This window comes from Lentibacillus sediminis, from assembly GCF_002763455.1.
In the GTDB taxonomy this organism is placed as follows: Bacteria; Bacillota; Bacilli; order Bacillales; family Amphibacillaceae; genus Lentibacillus_D; species Lentibacillus_D sediminis_A.
Genome location: NZ_NIXK01000001.1, coordinates 348,620 through 369,900, shown reverse-complemented (window position 1 = coordinate 369,900; position 21,281 = coordinate 348,620). Strand labels below are relative to the sequence as shown.

At 47.2% G+C, this 21,281-nt stretch carries 19 protein-coding genes; 5 read left to right on the top strand and 14 right to left on the bottom strand.

The features are described 5' to 3' along the window. Positions 1-443: 443 nt before the first annotated feature. From CEG13_RS01745 to CEG13_RS01730, 4 genes are read left to right on the top strand one after another with little or no spacing between them, the layout of a single operon-like run. On the top strand, positions 444-1,631 hold the full coding sequence (locus CEG13_RS01745) for a galactokinase (RefSeq protein ID WP_100010040.1): 1,188 nt from the start codon (positions 444-446) through the stop codon (positions 1,629-1,631). Beyond that, on the top strand, positions 1,628-2,629 hold the full coding sequence (galE, locus tag CEG13_RS01740; protein ID WP_100010039.1) for a UDP-glucose 4-epimerase GalE: 1,002 nt from the start codon (positions 1,628-1,630) through the stop codon (positions 2,627-2,629). Before CEG13_RS01745 ends, galE begins: the two co-directional genes overlap by 4 nt. Next, on the top strand, positions 2,626-4,119 hold the full coding sequence (gene galT, locus CEG13_RS01735; RefSeq protein ID WP_100010038.1) for a UDP-glucose--hexose-1-phosphate uridylyltransferase: 1,494 nt from the start codon (positions 2,626-2,628) through the stop codon (positions 4,117-4,119). Before galE ends, galT begins: the two co-directional genes overlap by 4 nt. After that, a complete protein-coding gene (locus CEG13_RS01730; RefSeq protein WP_100010037.1) occupies positions 4,120-5,154 on the top strand; it encodes an aldose epimerase family protein in 1,035 nt (344 codons plus the stop codon). A 241-nt stretch (positions 5,155-5,395) separates the two neighbouring features. On the opposite strand, the gene CEG13_RS01725 is transcribed toward CEG13_RS01730, so the two are convergent. The 14 genes from CEG13_RS01725 to CEG13_RS01665 all read right to left on the bottom strand — a co-directional run bounded on the left by CEG13_RS01725 (position 5,396) and on the right by CEG13_RS01665 (position 19,540). After that, positions 5,396-6,568, bottom strand: coding sequence for an ROK family transcriptional regulator (locus tag CEG13_RS01725; RefSeq protein ID WP_100010036.1), 1,173 nt, complete (start codon positions 6,566-6,568; stop codon positions 5,396-5,398). A gap of 278 nt (positions 6,569-6,846) precedes the next feature. Further along, complete coding sequence (locus CEG13_RS19335) at positions 6,847-6,924, bottom strand: putative holin-like toxin (RefSeq protein ID WP_420843783.1); 78 nt, start codon at positions 6,922-6,924, stop codon at positions 6,847-6,849. A 336-nt stretch (positions 6,925-7,260) separates the two neighbouring features. Next, positions 7,261-7,338: a putative holin-like toxin gene (locus CEG13_RS19330; protein ID WP_420843782.1), complete on the bottom strand. Its 78-nt coding sequence runs from the start codon at positions 7,336-7,338 to the stop codon at positions 7,261-7,263. Between the two features lie 374 nt (positions 7,339-7,712). After that, complete coding sequence (locus tag CEG13_RS01720; RefSeq protein WP_100010035.1) at positions 7,713-8,681, bottom strand: sugar phosphate isomerase/epimerase family protein; 969 nt, start codon at positions 8,679-8,681, stop codon at positions 7,713-7,715. A 25-nt stretch (positions 8,682-8,706) separates the two neighbouring features. Beyond that, a complete protein-coding gene (locus CEG13_RS01715; RefSeq protein WP_100010034.1) occupies positions 8,707-9,744 on the bottom strand; it encodes a Gfo/Idh/MocA family protein in 1,038 nt (345 codons plus the stop codon). 3 nt (positions 9,745-9,747) lie between these two features. Then, a complete protein-coding gene (locus CEG13_RS01710) occupies positions 9,748-10,767 on the bottom strand; it encodes a Gfo/Idh/MocA family protein (protein WP_100010033.1) in 1,020 nt (339 codons plus the stop codon). A gap of 18 nt (positions 10,768-10,785) precedes the next feature. Further along, complete coding sequence (locus CEG13_RS01705; RefSeq protein ID WP_100010032.1) at positions 10,786-11,502, bottom strand: ThuA domain-containing protein; 717 nt, start codon at positions 11,500-11,502, stop codon at positions 10,786-10,788. A 32-nt stretch (positions 11,503-11,534) separates the two neighbouring features. Continuing rightward, on the bottom strand, positions 11,535-12,356 hold the full coding sequence (locus CEG13_RS01700; RefSeq protein ID WP_100010031.1) for a carbohydrate ABC transporter permease: 822 nt from the start codon (positions 12,354-12,356) through the stop codon (positions 11,535-11,537). 12 nt (positions 12,357-12,368) lie between these two features. Further along, the gene (locus tag CEG13_RS01695) at positions 12,369-13,700 is read right to left on the bottom strand and encodes a carbohydrate ABC transporter permease (RefSeq protein WP_100010030.1); all 1,332 of its coding nucleotides are present in this window, start codon (positions 13,698-13,700) and stop codon (positions 12,369-12,371) included. Between the two features lie 314 nt (positions 13,701-14,014). After that, on the bottom strand, positions 14,015-15,355 hold the full coding sequence (locus CEG13_RS01690) for an ABC transporter substrate-binding protein (protein ID WP_420843781.1): 1,341 nt from the start codon (positions 15,353-15,355) through the stop codon (positions 14,015-14,017). A gap of 184 nt (positions 15,356-15,539) precedes the next feature. Continuing rightward, positions 15,540-16,283, bottom strand: a complete 744-nt coding sequence (locus tag CEG13_RS01685) for an SDR family oxidoreductase (protein ID WP_100010028.1) — start codon at positions 16,281-16,283, stop codon at positions 15,540-15,542. Positions 16,284-16,299: 16 nt separating this feature from the next. Then, positions 16,300-17,283 (bottom strand): LacI family DNA-binding transcriptional regulator, encoded by a 984-nt coding sequence (locus CEG13_RS01680; RefSeq protein WP_100010027.1) that lies wholly within the window; start codon positions 17,281-17,283, stop codon positions 16,300-16,302. Between the two features lie 267 nt (positions 17,284-17,550). Further along, complete coding sequence (locus tag CEG13_RS01670; protein WP_100010025.1) at positions 17,551-17,733, bottom strand: hypothetical protein; 183 nt, start codon at positions 17,731-17,733, stop codon at positions 17,551-17,553. A 34-nt stretch (positions 17,734-17,767) separates the two neighbouring features. Then, a complete protein-coding gene (locus CEG13_RS01665) occupies positions 17,768-19,540 on the bottom strand; it encodes a glycoside hydrolase family 13 protein (RefSeq protein WP_100010024.1) in 1,773 nt (590 codons plus the stop codon). Between the two features lie 410 nt (positions 19,541-19,950). On the opposite strand from CEG13_RS01665, the gene CEG13_RS01660 reads away from it, so the two are divergent. Then, positions 19,951-21,240, top strand: coding sequence for a sugar ABC transporter substrate-binding protein (locus CEG13_RS01660; RefSeq protein WP_100010023.1), 1,290 nt, complete (start codon positions 19,951-19,953; stop codon positions 21,238-21,240). Positions 21,241-21,281 lie beyond the last annotated feature (41 nt).

Below are 21,281 nucleotides of genomic sequence, written 5' to 3'. Positions count from 1 at the left end.
TGATAGATAAGTGATGTTTTTTTGTTAATAAATATGGTAATGTGAGATTCCTCCCCCGTCAACACTTGGAAACAATAAATATAGCTTATCAGTGCATGTTATATAACAAGGAACGAGAAGTTCGAGGCAGCGCAGTTTCGAATAGCGAACTACCCCAGGAGATGGCGGTTTTAGGAATCTTTTATTTGTACCGAGTAACCGCAGGCACAGAAGTTTCTCTGGTGATGCGTTCATTGTTATCGGTTTTTTTTAACATTCTCTATCATGTAAACTTCAATATTCTCTATACCTCTTCTATACTTAAACAATAAGAGAATAATCCCTTCTTCATTAGATCATTTATTTACATATTGAATTTTTTTGAATCTCGTAGTAAAGTTGTAGTTAATTAAATAAATTAACTAACATAGTGTAAATACTATCTTAATTCTAGGAGGTGCTTCATGAACACCAGTAATCTAATAAAAGAATTTAAAAACATATTTCAAACGAACCAATCCCCCCGCTCTTTCTTCGCCCCAGGCCGCATCAACCTGATCGGCGAGCATACGGATTACAATGGAGGCCATGTCTTCCCCGCTTCCATCTCTTTTGGAACGTATGCCTTGGGAAGAAAACGGGGAGACCGGACGCTTCGTTTTTACTCAAAGAATTTCCCGGAGGCCGGGGTGATAGAATGTGAGCTTGATAACCTGGCTTATGATGAGAAGCATGATTGGGCGAATTATCCGAAAGGAATGCTGAAAATCGTGAAGGAAGCAGGCTACGAATTTGAAGAGGGCTTGGACCTGTTATTCTATGGCAACATCCCAAATGGTGCAGGGCTTTCCTCCTCTGCCTCGATAGAACTGGCAGCCGGGGTTGCACTGGAGGGGCTGTTCGATCTGAACATCGCTCGTCTGGAGATGGTGCAGTTTGGCCAAAAGGTGGAGAACAGCTATATTGGTGTGAACAGCGGCATTATGGACCAGTTTGCCATTGGCATGGGGAAAAAAGATCATGCCATGCTGCTGAATTGCCAAACATTGGCGTATGAATATGCGCCGATCGTGTTGGAGGATCATGCCATCATTATTATGAATACCAACAAACAGCGGACGCTGACCGGGTCGAAATACAATGAGCGGCGTCAGCAATGCGAGACAGCACTGGCTGAGCTGCAAATCAAACTCTCTATTAGTAGTTTAGGAGATCTGACACCGGAAGAATTTGAACTGAATCAATCCCTTATCAGCCAGGACATCAACCGCAAACGCGCGAAACATGCCGTTTATGAAAACGCGCGGACGCTGAAAGCATTGGAAAAGCTGCGTGCAGGTGATTTGTTCAGCTTTGGTGAACTGATGAATGAGTCTCATCTGTCCTTACAGCAGGATTATGAAGTGACCGGTTTGGAACTGGACACGGTGGTACAGGCAGCTTGGGAACAAAATGGTGTGATTGGCGCACGCATGACTGGTGCCGGTTTTGGCGGGTGTGCGATTGCTATCGTGGAAAAAGAGCAGGTAGAAGCTTTTCAGCAAAAGGTGGGCGATATTTACCGGCGGGCAATCGGCTATGACGCTGATTTTTATATTGCTTCGATTCATGATGGTGCGAAAGAAATCAAAATAGAGGAAGTGTTAAAATGAGTATACTCGTTTTAGGCGGAGCTGGTTACATCGGTTCACATGCGGTTTATCAGCTGATTGACCGTGGGGAGCGTGTGGTGGTAATTGATAATTTGAACACCGGCCATCCGGAGGCAATACATCCAGAGGCAAGCTTTTATCAAGGGGATATACGGGATAGAGCTTTTCTTCAATCTGTTTTCAGCAAAGAACAGATTGACGCTGTCGTTCACTTTGCGGCCCACTCTCTTGTCGGCGAATCGATGGAGCAACCCCTTTCCTACTTTGACAATAACGTGTATGGAACGCAGGTGCTGCTTGAGGCAATGGTCGAGCATGGAGTGAAACATATTGTGTTTTCCTCCACCGCGGCGTGCTATGGCGAGCCTGAGACCGTGCCAATTACGGAGGAAATGCCAACAATGCCAGCCAACACGTATGGGGAAACCAAGCTGACAATGGAGAAATTAATGAAGTGGACAGCAGAAGCACACGGGATTCGCTATGTTTCTCTAAGGTATTTTAACGTTGCCGGCGCGCGGGCATCAGGAGAAATTGGCGAAGATCACCGTCCCGAGTCACACCTGGTGCCAATTATTTTGCAGGCGGCACTCGGACAGCGACCGCACATCACCATTTTCGGCGAGGATTATGACACACCGGACGGAACTTGTATCCGTGATTATGTGCATATCGAGGATCTGATCGAGGCCCATCTTCTCGCCCTGGATTATCTGCAAGATGGCGGGAATAGTGATATTTTCAACCTTGGCAGCAGTCAGGGCTTTTCAGTAAAAGAAATGATTGAAACAGCACGCAATGTAACCGGTAAGGAGATTCCGGCAAAAATCGGTGAGCGACGTGCCGGCGATCCCAGTGTATTAATTGCAAGTTCGGATAAAGCGAAAAAAATTCTTGGCTGGAATCCGGAGCGCACGTCCATTGCCACGATCATGGAAGATGCGTGGAAATGGCATACCGCCCGTCCGCATGGTTATGGAAAGGACGTGAAAGCATGAGGATTTATCCCCTGCTCTCCGGCCTTGTCGAGAAAGCGATAGAAGCAGGGCTGATTGAACCGCGAGACCGGATTTATACACGTAATCAAGTAATGGGCTTCCTGAGACTGGAGGATTTCCCTGACCAGATGGAATCGCCGGTTGATGCACCTATCCCGGATTTGCTTGAAGAAATCATCGACTGGGCGGTAAAGGAACATGTGATTGAGAATGTTTTTGATGAGAAAGAAATCCTTACCGCTTCGATCATGAATTGTTTTGTTGCCCGACCATCCGCAGTGAATGAAACATTCCATCTTAAATATCAGGAATCACCAGAGGCAGCAACCGATTTTTTCTATAACTTGAGTAAGAAAAGCAATTATATTCAAATGAAGCGAATTTCCCATAATATCCATTTCCCGGCAGACACGGCGTATGGGCAGATGGATATTACGATCAATCTGTCCAAACCGGAGAAGGATCCGGAACAGATTAAGCGTGAGCGGGAGAAAAAGCAGCAGGTTGATTATCCGAAGTGCGTGCTGTGTGTGGAAAATGAAGGCTATCTGGGGAGAACCGGCTACCCGGCACGAGCCAATCATCGTGTTATTCAGATCCCATTACTCGGTGAAAATTGGTATCTCCAGTACTCGCCGTATGTGTACTATCAGGAACACAGTATTGTGCTTGCTGAAGAACACCGTGATATGAAGATTGATGAGCAAACCTTTGGACGACTGCTTGCCTTTGTAGAAAAGTTTCCGCATTATTTTATCGGTTCCAATGCGGATCTCCCGATAGTCGGCGGGTCGATTTTAAGCCATGATCATTACCAGGCGGGACGGTATGAATTTGCCATGAACCGTGCTGAAGAGCAGTTTTCTTTTAAGCTGGAAAACTTCCCTGAGGTGCGGGCGGCTGTATTAAACTGGCCTTTATCGGTGATCCGGCTGCGTCATTCTAAAAAAGAAAAGCTCCACATGGGGGCAGCGGATATTTTACAGACATGGAAACAGTATTCGGATGAAGCTTCTGAGGTTGTGGCCTTCTCAGGAGACACACCGCACAATACAATTACACCGATTGCCCGGATGAAGGATGGTGAATATGAACTCGATCTTGTACTGCGCAACAACCGTACTTCCGGGGAGCATCCAATGGGGGTTTTTCACCCGCATGCGGATGTCCAGCATATCAAGAAGGAAAATATCGGTTTAATTGAAGTGATGGGTCTTGCGGTTTTGCCTGCCAGGTTGAAGGATGAATTAGCGGAAATTCGTGATTTTCTGGTGGATGAAACGAATAAGGTCGCGGATTACCATGAGGAGTGGGCCAAGCAACTCCATGAAGAATACGGTACTGTTGCTGATCTCCATACAGCTGAGGATATTTTACGAAAGGAACTTGGGAAAAAATTCGCCCGTGTGCTGGAAGATGCGGGTGTTTTCAAGGAACAGGCAGCTTTTAGAAGATTTATTGATGCGGTAAATGATGAGGTGATAGGATAAATGAACGTTAAGACCAGCTATTTAGCAGGAGATTGGAAGGAATATACGCTGACAAATGATCAGGGCATGATGGTTCGTGTACTTAATTTTGGCGGAATTATTCGTGAAATTCAGGTTCCTGACCGTAATGGCAGACTGGAAAATGTAGTGCTGGGTTATCGTGATGCAGCGGATTATAAAGAGGACACTAATTATTTCGGTGCACTGATTGGTCGGGTTGCGGGGAGAATTGCTGGAGCTTCGTTTACACTGGACGGGCGCGAGTACCAACTGGATGCTAATGACGACAGCAATCATTTGCACGGCGGTGCGGGCGGCTTTCACCAGGTGCTATGGGAAGTGGAGCCATTTGAGACGGATGAGACCGTTGGGTTGAAGCTTTTCCATGAAAGTCCGGATGGTACAGGTGGTTATCCCGGCAACTTGCTGGTGACTGTTACTTACACATTAAATCATGCAAATCAGCTGACACTGGATTACCAAGCGAAGAGTGACCGGACGACAGTGTTTACCCTGACAAACCATTCGCATTTTAATTTGAGCGGGGATTTGAAAAGCACCGTGCACCAGCATCAGGTGGTGATAGACAGTTCCCGATTTGCCGAGTTGGACGAAGAGTTAATTCCGACAGGCAGGATGCTGGATGCTGATGGAACGACATTTGACTTTCGCCAGGACCGGAAGCTTGGAGATGGTTTTGGTGGTCAGACTCCGCAACATCGTGTGGCAGGAGGCGGATATGATCATTATTTCCTGTTTGATTGGGAGAAAGTGAAACAAGTTGTGGTAAGTGACCCTGTGTCAGGCAGAAAGATGGAAGTAGAGACGGATCAGCCAGGCATGGTCATGTACACTGACAATCAGGTTGGTGATGATTTGGAGTTAACTGAGGGCATGTCACGCAAGCATCTCGGGATGTGCTTTGAAACTCAGGGATCGCCGGCTTCTCTGCAACATGATGGTTTTCCATCTGTTGTCCTGCCAGCAGGGGAATTGTATGAGAAGCAGACGGTGTTTACATTTAGTGCAGAATAGTAGGAGGGCGGGCTGAACCGGGTATGTGGGTTCAGCCTGATTTTTTGGATGCTGGTTACGCGACTTGTGGTGTGGGGGGGCGCGATTTGCGGTGTCGGTCGCGCGACTTTGGGGTGCGTTCGCGCGACTTTGGGGTGCGTTCGCGCGATTTGACGGCGACCCCCGCGCGACTTTGCAGGGTCCACGCGCAATTCAACTATGGTCACCTTAACGAACTCCAGCCTCCACACAGTTAATCTGCTTAAACGGGATCGAACAACTCCACCAGCAGCAATGAAACAGCTCCCAGTAAAGTCGCATCATCTCCAAGTCTAGTTACAGTCACTTCCGTCCGCTTGGCATCCGGGGTGAGCGCGCGCTGTTCAATCAAACGGCGAATAGCTGGCAGGATATATTTCTCGCTTTTCATTACCCCACCGCCGAGGACAATTTTCCCCGGATTAATTAAATGAATGAGGTTGGTCAGACCAACGCCAATTGCCTTACCGGTCTCCTCTAGAATGGCGACATACGCTTTATTTCCGGATTCAGCGAGATAATATACACTTGCTCCCTCTTCTGTCAGAGAATGGGTTGCCTCCCCCGTCAATTTTTGCGCCCGACCCGCAATTGCTTTTCCTGTAGCGAACGTTTGCAGACAGCCCGGATTGCCGCATTCACAGATTTCTCCATTCATATCTATGGTCATATGTCCGATTTCACCGGCAATATCCTGCGCGCCGTGATACAGTTTTCCATTAATCACAACGCCGGATCCGACACCGCGTCCAATGTTGACAGCCACCATACTGGTGAAATCTCCATGACCGCCAAACCAAGATTCCCCCAGTGCCATGGCTCGTGCGTCATTCTCCACTTGCACAATTACGTTAAAAGCCTGCTCCAGTTCGGTTTTGATTGGAATGTTCTCCAGCCCAAGGTTAGGCGCCCTTAGTGAGGTTCCAGTTTCCCGATTCACCACCCCGTGCATAGCTACACCAATGCCGATTACTTTCTCTTTGTTGGTTCTGGAAGATTGAAAAATTTTATCAATGTTTTCCTTTAAAATCGCGAGAAACTGATCATTGGTAATAGGCCTTTGCAGCTTACTTGAGGTCCGTTCAAAAATCTCCCCTGATAAGTCGGTCAAAATGCATTCCACCGTTTCCGGGCCAGCATCGACCCCGATAACATAAAAAGCATCCCGATTAATCAGCAGCATTTTCGGTTTACGTCCGCCCTGAGAGGCACCAAGCTCACTTTCTCTAACAATACCTTGCTCGATCAGTTCTTTGACAATGCTGCTGACAGTCGGCGGTGTAAGCTTTGTATCTTTGGCAATTTGTGCCCGGGATATCGGCTCGGATGTACGGATTTTATTTAAGACGTTTGATTTATTGACTGATTTCATTAATTGAAAACTTCCGCGCTGCATGGCAAATCCTCCGTTTAAGCGTTTACTTGCTGGCTTTATTATAGCATAGGAGAGAAGCTAAATGTGACTGTTGCCTGTTACTTCAGGTTATTAAAACACACATTTCCCTGTTTGCAAAATCCATAATTGTGGTATATTATAAATAGAAAGACATAAAATTAAAAACGACCGGAGATACGCGAATATCCCCGGCCAGCAATGAATCGCTTCCCCTTCAAGAGGGGCCAGCGCGAGCAAGAAAAATAGACCTCACCCTCGACTGCAAATCTAAGGGAGGTCTATTTTGTATGGCCTAAGAATATCACAACAAAGGTTGCGAACGAAATCATTAGAACCAATGCCTCAAATACAGACATAGGCAGCACCCCCTTTCGCTATAGCATACCGCAATGGCACTACAACGACAGAAAATGCGCCGACCCCCCTTGAGAAAAGCGATTATTGCATGATTTGATTATACCATAGATTTACCTTTGTTTTAAAATTTTCTATCATTTTTGTTACAAACTCCCACTCCTCCATTTCCCAGTTTGCAACCCCCCTTTTCATGGTATACTATGTATTAGGAAGACATAAAATTAATGGGGACCGGAGATACGCCAATATCCCCGGCCAGCAATGAATCGCTTGCCCGTCAAGAGGGCGACGCTTATAAGGAATAGACCTCACGCTTCTGCAAGACCAACGGAGGTCTATTTTTTATGGCCGACGATTGATACAACAAGTGTTGCAAAAGCAATCATTAAAACCAACGCCTGAAATTCAGACATTGGTAACACCCCCTTTCGTTATACCATACCGTGTGGCACTATAACGATGAGAATGCGCCGACCCCTCAAAAAAGCGACTATTGCATGTGTTTATTATATCATAGGTTTGTACGTTTTTATAAAATTTTATATAATTTTCTTTAAAGAATCAATTTTTTGGTATTTTAGTCTTAGGAAGACATTCACTCTTAGAGAGCGGAGATAAGTCAATCTCCCTAGTTCGTGCTTGATCGCGGAAGTTTCCGCTCTCGGGTTGGAGTTTCTGCTCTCGGCCAGAAGTTCTCCCTCTCGACCGGAAGTTTTTGTCCCCGCGCTGAAGTCGCTCCCCCCCAAATCACAAACAAGACCAGCCCCCAGGCTGGTCCCATCCTATTCTACGCCCACCACATATCAGCAGGTCGCTCTTCAATATTCACACGCTTCAAGTTCTTCACCGCTTGCCCAAAGCCTTCCTCAATCGACATAATCGGGTCTTCGTGCTCGATGCTCATCACGTAATCATAGCCGTATGTCCGAAGAGCACTGACAATGTTGGACCACTCCTGGGAGCTGTGGCCGTAGCCGACGGAGCGGAATGTCCAGGCGCGGGTTTGCACTTCAGAATATGGCTGCATGTCAGTTAGGCCGTACATGTTGACATTATCTTGGTCAATGTATGTGTCCTTGGCATGGAAATGATGGATCGCGTTTTCCTTGCCGAGGATTTTGATCGCTGCGACCGGATCAATACCCTGCCACCAGAGATGACTCGGATCGAGATTGGCGCCCACCGAATCATGCGTCGCTTTCCTTAACTTCAGCATCGTATGCGGTGTATGGACGAGGAAGCCGGCATGTGGCTCGATGCCGATTTTCACGCCATGGTCTTTGGCATATTGCCCCGCTTCCTTCCAATATGGAATCAGCTTTTTCTCCCACTGCCAGTTAAAAATATCACTGTAAGCGGTCGGCCATGGGGTTACGGGCCAGTTGGGAAATTTGGAATCCTCGTTGGAACCCGGCACGCCGGAAAATGTATTGACTACAGGCACGCCCATCATTTCGGCCAGCCTCACCGTTTTCACGAACGTGTCATGCGACTTCTCTGCATGGGCTCTGTCCGGTGAAATCGGATTGTCATGGCAGCTGAAGGCACTAATGGTCAGTCCGCGGGAGGCTACCTTTTCCAAGTAATCCTTCCGCTTGTCCTCGCTCTCCAGCAGTTCATCCAGCTTTAAATGCGCTTCGCCGGGGTTGCCGCCTGTACCGATTTCCACTGCCTGGAGCCCGGCATCTTTCACGGTGTCGAGCATTTCTTCAAATGACTTTTCTGCAAATAATACGGTAAATACACCTAATTTCATTGCTATCCCCTCCTGTCATTTTCTCTTACAATTTCACGCTTGCACCAGTTTCGCTGCTTTTGTAAATTGCCTCGATGATCCGCGTTGTCTGCATCGCTTCTTCTGCTTTTACCACTGGAATGGCCAATCCGAGACAGCTGTTCACGAAATTCACTGCCTGGAGATCCCCTGCTTCCGTTTCGTTGTGATCCGCCTTTGCGGTGTTGGTCATAAATGTTCCATGTTTCGGCTGATAGATTTCGAACGGGTAGAGGCTCAAGCCCCCGTCCGCGCCGGAGATGCTCAAGTGTTTCGTGTCTTCCTTAATATTGGCTGCCCAGGAACATTCAAACAGCATCGATGAACCATCCGCAAAGCGAATCGATGCGGAAACATGGTCATCGACATCGAACGTTTCCGGGTCAAAAGCGCCCCAGTCGTTCAGCTGATTGGGCGTCTTGCTCAGGCGGTTATAGGTGGTGCCCATCACTTCAACCGGCTCGGGATCATCAAGCAGCCAGAGCGCCAAATCAAGGAAATGACAGCCATAATCAATCAGGCTGCCGCCACCCTGCAGTTCTTTATTGGTAAATACGCCCCAGCCCGGCACCTTCCGTCTCCGCAATGCCTGCACACGCGTCACGAGCGGATCCCCGATTTCGCCACCTTCAATAGCCTGTTTCGCCGTCCGGGCAGTTTCCGTGTAGCGATAGTGATAGGCAACCTGCAGCAGTTTGCCGGAACGCTTGGAAGCGGCCGTCATTTGCTCGGCTTCCCCGGCAGTCATGGCCATCGGTTTTTCACAAAGCACATGCAATCCCGCTTCCAGAGCGGCAATCGCCATTTCCGCATGAAATTTATTCGGCGTGCAAATCGTCACAGCATCTACTTTGGTAAACAGGTCATGAAAACTTTCTGCTGCATACGGAATGTTATGCTGCTCGGCGACGTCTCTGGCGCGCTCTGAATTGACATCGTACACGTGCGTTATTTCCACTTTGTCCTGCATCTTCTGGTAGGCGGGGATATGCCGCTGCTGCGCGATCCCGCCCACACCGATAATGCCCATTTTCAGCTTTGTCATCTGCTATCTCTCCGTTTGCTTTTGGGATTCCAATGCGGCAAGAATGACTTCTAATGATTTCATGCCTTCTCTGCCGTCAATCAATGGTTCGGTATCCTGCAAAATCGACTCCACAAAATGGTCGATCACATGGGTAGTGGTCTGGCCGCCTTCCTCATTGGACTGAATGCCGCCCAGCTCATATTTGACGACCTCGCCATTCGTATACTGGACAACCAGGGAATAATCCGGATCGTCTTCCAGTCTCAGCGTTGCTTTTTCGCCGTAAATAATCGTGGAGTTGTCTTCCTTGGCGTTATAAGCCCAACTTGCCGCAAGCGTACCAAGCACACCGCTTTCCGATTTCAAAATCAGGACAGCATTATCATCGACATCCGTATTTTCTTTTGCAGACGTTTCCACAAACCCGGAAACTTTAGTGAATTCCTCTCCTAATAAGTAGCGCAGGAGATCCGCCTTGTGCACGCCAAGGTCCCCCATCGCACCGATAAATGCCTGTTCTTTATTGAAGAACCAGCTTCTGGCTCCGTCTGCACTCCAGCCTTCCGGACCGCCATGGCCAAACGTCGTGCGGAAACTGTAAATCTTCCCGGCTTCCCCGCTCTCGATCAACTGCTTGGCTTTTTGGTGGGAAGCGACAAAACGCTGGTTGTGACCGATCATCAATTTTTTGTTGTTTCTCTCTGCTGCTTCAATCATTTGCTCTGCTTCTTCGCTGGAGGTCGCCATCGGTTTTTCGCATAATACATGGCAACCCGCGTTCAGTGCCGCAATCGAGACAGGCGCATGCAGATAGTTGGGCAGGCAGACACTTACTGCATCGATCTGTTCGTTCGCAAGCAAATCTTTATAATCTGTGTAGGCTTTGGCTCCGTATTTGTCCGCCGCAGCCTGGGATCGCTCTTCCACAATATCGCATACTGCTGCGATTTCTACGTTAGGATTGTTGCTATGTTCTGGCAGATGGCGATTTTTGGCTATGCTCCCACAGCCAATCACTGCCACACGTAAAGTTGCTGTCATATTCCTCTTCTCCCTTCATTATTCTCCGATTTTCTCCAGCGGCTGATGGTTGCCCCTTACTGGCTGAGGCGTATTCGTATTTGCCGCCCATTTGACCCCATTCCGGATGACTTGCTGAATCTCTTTATTATGGTAGGTCGGATAAGTTTCATGCCCTGGGCGGAAATAAAAGACCTTGCCGCGCCCGCGCTTAAACGTCGCGCCGCTGCGGAACACTTCGCCGCCTTCAAACCAGCTCAGGAAAAGCAGCTCATCCGGGGCCGGAATGTCAAAATGCTCCCCGTACATTTCTTCTTTCTCCAGCTCAATATATTCGCCGATCCCCTCTGTGATCGGGTGCGTCGGATCCACCACCCAGAGACGTTCTTTCTCATCGGCTTCGCGCCATTTGAGATCACAGCCCGTCCCCATCAGCTTTTGAAACACTTTGGAAAAATGTGCGGAATGCAAAACGACAAGCCCCATGCCATCAAGTACCCGCTGCTTTACTTTTTCTGCGATTTCTTCTTTTACTTCGTCATGGGCTTTGTGGCCCCACCAAACAAGCACATCGGTACTCTCCAGCACTTCATCTGTCAGGCCATGTTCCGGCTCATCCAGGGTTGCGGTTGTCACGTTATGGTCGTCTTCCCGCAGAAAGCCGGCGAGCGCCCCGTGAATTCCCTCTGGGTAAATTTCCGCCACCACGGGGTTGGTTTTTTCGTGGCGGTTTTCATTCCATACGGTTACGTTCATTTTAGCATAACTCCTTTTTCAGTTGGGTGTGATTATTCTTTGACGGATCCGGAGGTGAGTCCAGAAACAATTCTGCGCTGGAAGAACAGTACCAGTATCACAATCGGGATCGTTACAATCACCGTTGCTGCAGAAATATCGCCCCATGGAATCGAATACTGGCTCTGATACATGGAAATACCTACAGGCACTGTCCGCCACATGTCATCACTGTTAATTGTTAATGCGAATAAATATTCATTCCAGGCCGCAATAAACACGAGAATTCCTGTCGTAAACACCCCAGGAGCTGCCAGTGGAAAAATGATTTTCCGGAATGTCTGAAATGGACTTGCCCCATCCAATTTGGCTGATTCCTCCAGCTCAAATGGAATTTTCTTGAAGAATGTGGCTAAAATCCAGATCGCCAGCGGCAGACTGATGGTGATATATGGAATCACCAGGCCCAGATAACTGTTACGCAGCCCTAAGTTCGTTATCAGGTTAAACATTGGCGAGATAATCGCAATTTGCGGAAACATCGATGCCGCCAGCACCAAACCAAGAATCAGACCCTTCCCTTTAATTGGCAGCCTGGTTACAGCATAAGCGGTAAACGAGGCAAATGCCAATGCAAGCAGCGTTGTCAGTCCGGAGACGACAAAACTGTTCAGCATGTAGCGAAGCAGCGGACGGTTCGTCAATGCAGCCTCGTACGATTCAAGGGTAGGATTGGTGGTAAACCAGCGGAAGGAAGAGAAAATTTCCCCAACCGGCTTAATTGATGTCAAAAACACCCAGATAAACGGGAACATCACGACAAACACAAAGATAGTCAAAAATACGTAAAATCCGATTCCTGCTCGTTTATTCATTTTATCCCCTCCTTACTTTGTACGGCCATCAAAGAGATCCGAACCGATTAATTTGACGTAAATGAAACTGATGATGCCCACACATAGGAACACGATTACCGACAGGACAGATCCTTCACCGAAGTTCTGCTGGGCAAATAGTGTTTTATAGGCATAAATCGAAATGGACTCCGTGGAATTCGCCGGTCCGCCGCCTGTCAATACATAGATCAGGTCGAATACACGGAAGGCATCCAGGGTTCTAAATAGTAAAGCAACCAAAATCGAGGATTTCAATAATGGCAACGTAATTCTCCAGAATTGCTGCCATTTATTGGCACCATCCACACCGGATGCTTCATACAGGGATTCCGGAATTGTCTGAAGTCCGGCTAAAAGCAATAATGCCATATACGGGGTGGTTTTCCATACATCAGCGAGAATGACGGAAAACATCCCGCCTTCAGCTGTGGAAAGCAGCCAGGATTCTTCAGGTATCAGGTTCAGGCTGGCCAGATAATGGGCGACGATACCGGATTGCCCGTCATACAGGAACCCCCACATCATTGCCGCTACTGCTGTCGGTATTGCCCACGGGACAAGCACGGAAGCCCTTACCAGACCCCTGCCTTTAAATGCACGGTTAATCAAAAGAGCAATCATCAGGCCAAGCACCAGTTCCAGCGCAACAGAGACCACGGTAAAGAAAGTGGTATTCCAGAGCGACTGCCACATCCTGGCATCCTGCAAATACTTGCCATAATTAGCTAGACCGATAAAATTGGACTCCAGAATATTTTCACTGACAGCACCAAGCAATCCGGCTGTCTGAGTGAACTGCTGGACAACTTGCTCATCGTTCAAATTTTCCGCGATGGAGTTTAGTTCCGCCTGATAGGACAAGAGAGCTTCTCGGTAATCCGAGGCAAAATCTTTATCAATGTTGGCATATTTCAGCTCATCATTGAGCACTGGGGTAAAGTTTGCCAGCATTTCATTCACTTGTTCCGCCTTTTGAGCGATTTCCTCGTCACTGAGCAATTGTTCGTGATAGTCTACTATGTTTTGCCGAATAGAAGAAATGGTGCTGGAAGCTTCTTCGGATTCAACTTGGGTTTCCAGGGCTTCCAGATCCCCATCCATATAAAAATAATTATCAAGATACCGCTCCAGGTCAATCTGCGCACTCAGCATCAGCTGGGAACGCGTCGGGTCGTTCAATCGGTAATCAAACAGACTGTTATAAAAAGACTGTGCCACCGGCCATAGCACAACCGCAAATACAAGAATAAGCGACGGGATAACCATGGCATACCCCAGTTGCTTTTCATTTAATTGAAAGGAACGCCGTTTTTTGTTCTTCATTATGAGCCCCCTCGCATGTAAAGGTTTTCTTAAAAACTATCTTTCTTTATTAAAGAGGATGTTCAAAAAGTCCGGTAACAATGACACATCGAATTTCTTCGTTGGCTTGTTTCTCCGTTCCTTGGAAAAGAAAACCACTTTTCCTGCGTGCAAGAGCGTCTGCTCATGTATCTAAATGCATACACTCCGCTACTCGAAACTACGCCGCCTCGAACTTCTCGGTCCTTGTTATCCTCCTTTTTGAACACTTATTAAAGAGAAAGGCAAGATGAGAGATTTCACCCACCTTGCCCTCAAGTAAACTTCTAAAACTGTTATTCTGCCATCGCTTCTTCGATTTTCGCCTGCATGTTAGCGGCAGCTTCTTCTGCTGTCTGGTCACCCGCAAGTGCAGTGGACAGCTCAATTTGCATGATATCCGAGACTTCCGGATAGATTGGAGATACCGGACGCGGCACTGCATTCTGCAATACTTCCCGGAATTCCGGATCGGCGAATAACGAACTTACTTCCTGTACTTCCGGATCGTCATACAACGCTTTCAAGGTTGGTGGACGACCGCCTTCTACTGCCGAGATTTTTTGTCCTTCCGGGCCGGAAATAAATTTTACAAATTCCCAGGCTGCTTCCGGATGCTCCGAGTAACGGTTAATCATTGACATCCATCCGCCAAGTGCTGAAGCGCTTCCTTCTGGACCAGCAGGAAGTCTTGACATTGCCACATTGCCGACTACTTCAGAACGCTCTTCATCATTGGAAGAAGACATCATGTACGGCCAGTTGCGGGCAAATACAGCATTGCCTTCAATCCAGGCATTTTCCGTTTCGATTTCCATGAAGTTCAGTACATTCTCCGGCACGAAATCGGACCCGACGATTTCCTGCATTTTTTCAATCGCTTGAACAGTTTCCGGGCTGTCTACGACGACATTGTTGTCCTCATCAACAACCGCTCCGCCGTATGAAGCGATAAATTCAATTGCATTGGTAATCAGACCTTCATACTGAGCAGCCTGCATCAGGTATCCATGCTCTGTACCAGCCTCACCCTGGAGTTCACTTGCTTGCTCGATCAGCTCGTCCCAAGTTTCCGGTGGTTCTTCTACGATGTCTGTGCGGTAATAAAATACCCCGGCATCGGTGTATTGCGGCATAGCCCATGTTCTGCCATTAAATTGACCGGCAGCAACAGTTCCCGGGAAATATGTTTCCAAGTCAATCCCATCCCGCTCAATGAAGCGGTCAAGCTCAAGTGCATAATTGGCTTGGGCAAATTCTGCCGGCCAGATCACATCGGCATTAAATACGTCGATTTCCGAGCTTTGCGAACTGAAGATGGTTACATATTGGTCGTGCGACTCACCAGTATCCGCAGGCATTTCCCGCTCTTCCACATTAATATTTGGATGTGCTTCTTCAAAAGCTTTAATTAGTTCCTCGGTCGCTGGGGTCGTGTCCGTTCCCCTTGCATATACAATGGTTACTTCTTCTTCGCTAGCTGCAGTTTCTTCTCCCCCTGATTCTCCTGAGCTGCCTTCTGAAGAAGTGTCTCCTTCTCCTCCCTCTGTGGTTCCGCTTTCACTATTGCACGCGGCAAGGAATGCAATCATTGCGATAAGTAAAAAACCCCACATTGCTTTCTTCCAGTTCATCATGTTTCCTCCCCTTTTTTTAACGATTTCAGCAGGAACGCTTTGCTGGGAAAGGATTTCCTTTCTGCAAAAGCGTTTTATTGAAATCGTTTACATTTGATTTATATTATACGCAGATAAAATTGGATGTCAATACTTTTTGTGAGAAAATTGTCGAATTGACTGCGGAAGGCAGCTGAAATGCTTGCTACTGCCGCAAAAAACCGCCCTCGGAATTTATAACCTGGCCAGTGATCCAGCCTGCTTCCTCGCTTGCCAGAAATGCAACAAGTCGTGCGGCATCACCAGGCTGCCCCATTCTTCCCAGCAGAAATTTAGGTATGAGTTCCTTCTTCAATTCCTCTGTCATCCATCCCGTATCCGTTGGCCCCGGATTGACGGCATTCACAGTAATCCCAAGCGATGCCACCTCTGCCGACAAACTGAGGGTAAAGGCAGAAATCGCTCCTTTTGTTGCAACATAGGCAAGCTCTTCCTGCATTGGTCCCTGCTGCTGGCCTGATGTCATGTTGATAATGCGGGCCGCCGATTTATCCCCAGCCTCTAACCGCCGGGCAAATTCCGTGCACAAGAGAAAGGTTGTCCGCATATTCACGGCATAATGGGCATCGAGGTCAGATGCATCCAGTTTTTGATAACCATCCCTGGTGGAATAGGCTGCATTGTTCACAAGAATGTTCGGGAATCCCAGCTGCGCCGTTACATCATCCAGCAATTGAGAGTAAGCCTCAGGTTCAGCAAGGTCGATTTCCGCTTCTCCCGCAGATACCCCCATATTTTCCAGTTCAGCTTGAAATTGTTTTGGCCACTCTGCTTCAGCCTGCCAATGGGCAAAAAAGATGGCTGTCCCTGTTTCCGCCAGCTTGCGGCAAATGGCTGCACCAATACCGTGGGTGTGACTGACCCCTGTAACGACTGCTACTTTGCTCATCGTATTCTCTTCCCTTCTAAGTTGATTCGCGAATAATCAGTTCATGATCGAGAATGACACTTTCCACATTGTCACCGCGGATTTTGCGTATAATCATTCCCGCGGAGATCGAGCCCATCTGGTACATTGGCTGAGCCACGGTGGTCAAAGCCGGGTGTGTCATGTTGGAAAAACTGATTTTGTCAAAGCCGACAATGGCCACATCCTGCGGTACGCGCAGTCCCCTGATGTTGCACTCTTTTAATGCCCCGATTGCGAGAATATCAGAGACGGCAAAGATAGCTGTCGGCTTGTCCGCCTGACTCATCAGTGTCCGCACCGCTTGCTGTCCGCTGTGAAATTCCAAAGCATTCGAGCTGTAGATCCATTCCTTTTTTATTGGCAGATCAAATTCTTGCATTGCCTGTTCATAGCCTTGCTGGCGCTCCCTGGCATAGAGGAATTTTTCATCCGAATTGAGGAGAGCAATCTTCTTCTGTCCCAGCTTGATTAAGTGGCGGACCGCCTGGTAGGCAGCAAGTTCATTATCAATGGTTACATGAGGAATGGTGCCATCCTCATCATACTCGCTGCACTGTACAATTGGATAAGTGCAGGCCAATTCTTGTAATCGTTTTTTATTGACCGTTGGATCCATGGAAATAATTCCATCAGCCAGACGATTGCGGATCAAACTAAAATAGATCTCTTCCCGCTCCGGATTGGAGTCTGTTTCACAAAGCATGATGTTATAGCCCTCTCGAACGGCCGTGTCTTCTATTCCATTGATAATCTGGGAATAAAAAGGGTTGGAAATGCTGGGAATCATCACAAGCAGCAGTCTGCTTTCCGAATTGCGCAGGTTGCGTCCGAGCACGCTCGGCTCATAATTTAAATCCTCGATGGCCCGATCCACCTTGGTTCTTGTTTTCTCCGTTACCTTAAGGCGGTCGTTAAGCACCCGGGAGACAGTCGCCACAGACACTCCCGCTTTTCTGGCCACCTCATGGATTGTCGCCATAGCCCCACCTCCTTTCACTATATTGTAAACGATTACACTTCATGTTATTCCTTGGGTGCTTTTTTGTCAATATGCCAGTGACGGGAAAACACTGAGTTTGTTGCTGCTTGCTTGCAAGTTTTTTCCTTGCTGTGCTCCCGCCCTGTCTATTTATCAGAAATTCACACTCCATGAGCCTGATTAGCTCAACTGTATTGTTCTTGGCGCTTTTATTTCCAGCGGGGTTCCTGTAAAAATCCCTTGTTCCTCTCAGCGAACACTCCTGCTTCAAGGCTTTCTGCTTTTGTCTCTGTTTTTTTCACTGACGTAAAAAGCAGTCCCGACAATAAACACCCCCGTGCACAGGAACATTGTTATTCCTGCATACTGATTATCCAGGATTGTTGCATTTGTAAGTACCGTAAACTGCATAAGGACAAGTGTTACATATAAACCGTTGACATGTTTCACGACTCAAGCCCCCTTGTTCAAATTGGCAGCTGACTTAATGGCTCACTTCAAAAATACGAAACGACAGTCCTTCCAGACTAATTCCGCTCAAGTCTCCCGTTTTTTTGCCTACGGATGAAAACCCTTGAATATTCCATTCCTGCAAATTGTTGCCTGTTAAGTTCCACTCCTCTTTAATAAAAAGACGAACAGGCTCCTCCTTATTATTTACAGCAAAAATCAGCCTTTTCCCCTGGTTGCTCTTTTCATAAACAATGACCCCGTCTTCTGCATACAAAAAGCGAAACGCCCCTTCATTCCCAAAGACCGGATCCGATTTCCGCAGTTCAATAAGCTGTTTAAGAAAATCAAACATTTTCCTGTCCTGATTTTCCTCTTCCCAAACCATACATGCCCGGCATCCCGGGTCGCCATCGCCCGCCATGCCTATCTCGTCCCCATAATAAATGCACGGTGTTCCGGTAAAAGACATTTGAAATAGGTATAACAGTTTCACACGCTTGCGGTTCCCTCCAGCCAATGTCAGCACGCGCGGGGTATCGTGGCTGTCCAGCAAGTTAAAGGCCACCTTATTTACATTTTCCGGATACATATGCAGCACTTCGGTAATCGAATCAGCAAATCCTTCAGCACCCATGTTGGTTTTTGCAAAAAACTCGATTAACCCATTGGTAAATGGATAGTTCATCACCGCATCGAACTGGTCTCCCTGGAGCCATGGCATGGAGTCATGCCAAATTTCTCCTAAAATATAGGCATCCGGCTTTTCATTTTTTACCACGGTACGGAATTCGCGCCAAAAAGCATGATCGACTTCATTGGCAACATCCAGCCGCCATCCGTCAATATCGAATTCCTTCACCCAGTAACGTGCCACATCAAGGAGATAGCGTTTCACCTCCGGATTTTCCGTATTTAACTTTGGCATCGAACCGACAAAGCCGAATGTCTCATAGTTCGGCATCGGCTCGGTTTTCAGCGGAAACTCGCGAATATGAAACCAGTCTTTATATGATGAGTCTTCCTGCTTCGATAGCACATCCTGAAACGGTCCAAAGTAATATCCGCTATGATTAAAGACAGCATCCAGCATCACCTTGATTCCGCGCTGATGGCATTCCCGAACAAAGCGGCGGAAGGTTTCCTTGTCCCCGAACTGCGGATCGATCTCCATATAATCAATCGTATCGTATTTGTGATTGGAATATGCTTTAAAGATCGGTGTTAGATAGATACCATTGATCCCCAGTGATATCAGATGATCCAAATGATCGATCATTCCCTGAAAATCACCGCCGAAAAAGTTATCCGTCTCAGGTGCCGCACTCCCCCACGGAAGGGCATTCGTGGGATTCAATGTAGCGTCTCCATTGGCGAACCGCTCCGGAAATATCTGATACCAGACTGTATCCTTCACCCATTCCGGTGCAGCAAAGACATCCTGCCGGTGCAGATAAGGAAAGCAAAAATAGTTGCCGATATCCTCAGGTGGTACAGCAAAAAAGCCCCGCTCTGTATAAAACAAGGTCTCCTCCCCGCTCTCGCATTTAAACGCATAGCGCATACGGTTAAACTCCGGCTCCACGGCAATAGACCAATAGTCATATAGAGCAGTCGATCCCGATTTCATCATTTCTCTCTCGCCATTTTGCCACTTGCCATCTTCCCAGTCATAAGGATCCCCGTGAATGAGAGAAACACGTTTCACATCATCCTTTTTCGTCTGCAGTCTGATATGCAAGGTATTCTCATCATAGGCGTAGGCGAAGTTATTTTTCGGACGGTGATAGATCGCTTCTTTGATCAATGAAATCATCTCCCTTTCTAAAAAGTAATGAATATGTAAATAAAAATGACAACGCTGTCTTTTTAAATTAAAACAGGGCAAACGTTTTCGCAATAATGGTGGACCCCTGCTTACTAACTCTCTCCATCTTACAAAACTGTATTCCACAAGGCATTCCCTATATTTTTTGCTGTTTTAACTATTAATCCATTTATATATCAAGCTTTATATAAAGTCAAATCAAATATAATGGTTTTTCAGGTTCCTAAAAAATTTATATGAAAACGATTGCATTTTCCATAATACCATTGTAGAATGTATTCAAAGATTAACGCAATCGTTTGCATAAAAACGTTGGGATATGCTATCTGCCTTAACTCACATGACTGGCGTTATCTTTAAATCTAGTAACCAAAAGGGGAGAATTTAACATGGAGAGAAAGTTCAAGCTCTTTTCACTGATGGCGGTTTTACTGCTGGGAATGTTCTTAGCAGCATGTGCTCCAGACCGTGACACAAGCACGTCAGAAGGAAATGGGGAAGACTCCGGAGAATCTGATGAAACAGCAGAAAAACCGGAAGAGCTTACTATCTGGTTTAATGACGAAGAAGTTCAATTGGCAGCAATTGAAGAAATCGTAGCGAAATACGAGGAACAAGAAGGAATTCAAGTGAATGTGGAAGCGGTATCAATGCTGGATCAGGTACAGGAGTTGTCCCTTGCCGGTCCGGAGGGGAATGGTCCGGATTTGTTCTTTCAGCCGCATGACCGGATAGGAAATCTGGTCGCGCAAGGGCTTGCCGAGCCGTTGGAATTAACCGATGAGCAACTTGCGAATTATGCCGATGCTGCAGTGAATGCCGTCACTTATAACTATGATGGCAATACCCAAATCTATGGCGTCCCTCAAGTTATTGAAACTTACGGGCTTTTCTATAATACAGATATCGTTTCAGAAGCACCTGAAACGATCGAAGACCTGCATTCGATTACCGAAGAACATACCAATGAAGCAGAAGAACAATATGGATTTTTGATGAAACCAAATGATCTTTATTTTGCTTTCCCATTCTTCAAAAATCACGGTGCTTACATTTTCGGCGGTGAAACAGGCGAGTTTGACACAAGTGATATTGGATTGAATAACGAAGGTGCCGTGGAGGGTGGAGAGCTATTCCAGTCCTTCTTTGGATCCGGTCTCATCCCGCCTGCAACAACCGCGGATGTCATTGATGGTTTATTTACCGAGGGAAGTGTAGGTGCTGTCATTAATGGACCTTGGGCTATTTCGACTTATCGTGATGCACTTGGCGACAGTCTGTCTTTCGCTCCGTTCCCTGCGATTAATGGTGAACCTGGACAGACTTTTGTCGGTGTCAAATCATGGATGGTCTCCTATTACTCGGAGAATAAAGAATGGGCGCAGGATCTCGCTCTATTCATGACAAATCAGGAGAATCTGCGAACATATTTTGAACAGGCTGGCGAATTGCCTCCAAATACAGACGTCCTGGAATCACTGGATGATCCAATTTTCTCCACATTTGCAGAGCAAATTGAAAACGGTATCCCAATGCCAAGCACTCCGCAAATGAACCAGGTCTGGGAGCCAATGAACAATGCATTGCAGTTCATCGCTGAGGGAGACGATGTGCAGGCTGTCCTTGATGAAGCAGTTCAGCAGATTGAAACCAATATCCAAGCGAGCGGTGCCGAGTAGTCTTGCTGAATAATGGGAAGATCCTTTCTTCCCATTATTCT